Here is a 1,685-nt window from a genome sequence, read left to right as displayed (position 1 = left end):
GAAAACTCGACCATGACGTCCTCGCGGCGCCGTTCGTCGAGCCAGGGCGTGATGACGCTGGTGGCCGAGGCCAGGTCGAAGCCGGTGTCCTCGACCGCCGCGCTGGTGGTCAGCGACAGGGTCGAACCGAACGGGCCCTCGGTCGTCAGCCTGGCCTGCTGGCGCGGGGCCTGCGGCAGAAGATTGGCCGAGGCGCGCGGGGCCAGGCCGTAGGCGCCGCTCAGATCGACCTTGAACAGGCGGTTGAAGTCGTCACGACCGACGGTCTGCAGGCCTTGGGCGACCTGGATGGCGTCGCCGAACGCCGCGCCGGTGTAGGAAAAGCGCTCCGACGTGACCGCCAGGGACGATCCATTGGCCATACTGACGCTGGTCGACCCCACGGGCTGGAACGCCCGCGCGATGTCCAGAAGGCCCCGGCCGAAGATCGCGTCCACGCCCGGATCGCCGGCGTCGCGCGCGGTGGCGAGCAGGATTTGCACCGCCTCGCGACCCGTCAGGTTGGGGAAGGCGTCCAGCAGCAGCGCCATGGCTCCGGCCACGGCGGGCGCGGAGAAGGAGGTGCCGCTCACGCGAAAGCAGATCGTGCCGTCGCAGGCGGTGATGACTTGCTCGCCGGGCGCGCTGACGAAGGCTGCGGCCGAGACGCCCGCGCGGTTGGAGAATGAGGACATGGCCTCGGCGGCATTGTGAGAGCCCACCACGATGATGCTGCCCAGATAGCGGGGATCGCTGGCGTAGCGGCCCGGCCATTCCGGACTGTCGCCCGCCTCATTGCCCGAAGCGATGGCGAAGACGATGCCGGCGTTGACGCCGCGCAGCAGCGCCGCCTCGAAAGTCGTGCCCATCGGCGTGCTACCGCCCAGCGACATGTTCACCACGCGGATGTTGTTGGCGATCGCGTAGTCGATGGCCCTCGCCAGGTCGCTGGAGCGGAAGCAGACCGTATCCGTCGGATCGGTGCAGTTGCTGATGTCGGCGCGGATCGAAACGATCGTGGCCTCATAGGCCACGCCGATGGTGCCGAAGCCGTTGAAGCCCGCGGCTATGATGCCGGAGACCGTCGTGCCGTGAGCCGGCCGTCCCTCAGGGCCGGGCGTCCCCGTGGGTGTGTTGCGACCGTCGACGACATCCGTGGACAGGGTCGAGATGCGTCCCGCGAGATCGGGCTGGGCGAAGTCGATGCCCGAGTCCACCACGGCCACATTGATGCCCGCGCCTGTCGCGCCCAGGTTCCAGGCGGCGATGGCCTTGGTGTTCACCACGCCATAGTTGCGCAGATACTCGGCCGACGTCGCCAACGGCGGGGGCGGTGGCGGTGGAGGGGGCGGTGGAGGAGGCGGCGGTGGAGGGGGCGGTGGAGGTGGCGGCGGGGGCGTGACGATGCCGCCTCCCCCGCCAGATCCACCGCCTCCGCCACCGCCGCCGCACGCGGCGAGGGGCAGGGCCAGCGCGACCAGACAGGCCAACGGCACGAACAGTCGCCGACGGATCCACGACATGGCAGTCCTAAAATCTACACGCCCCTCGGCCCATGATCGTAGACATCATTCATGGTCGTTTGCAATCAAGGATTTATCGCGTGGTTCGCGGCTTACGAAGACGTGGCCGCTGGCGCTGGTGGGCCTGTGGTGAACGCTGGCGAAGACCAGGTTCAATCGACATTCAGACGAGCCGCTGACGTT

At 68.5% G+C, this 1,685-nt stretch carries 1 protein-coding gene; it reads right to left on the bottom strand.

Annotation, left to right across the window (positions count from 1 at the left end; all coding sequences use genetic code 11):
• Positions 1–1,301: S8 family peptidase (locus ACESMO_RS06585; RefSeq protein WP_372707369.1), on the bottom strand; the 1,301-nt coding region annotated here is incomplete at its 3' end.
• Between the last annotated feature and the right edge of the window lie 384 nt (positions 1,302–1,685).

Origin of the sequence: Brevundimonas sp. (genome assembly GCF_041688735.1) — a bacterium.
Taxonomy (GTDB): domain Bacteria; phylum Pseudomonadota; class Alphaproteobacteria; order Caulobacterales; family Caulobacteraceae; genus Brevundimonas.
Note: the sequence above shows the minus strand (reverse complement) of the source record. Positions and strands in the feature narration are given on the sequence as shown.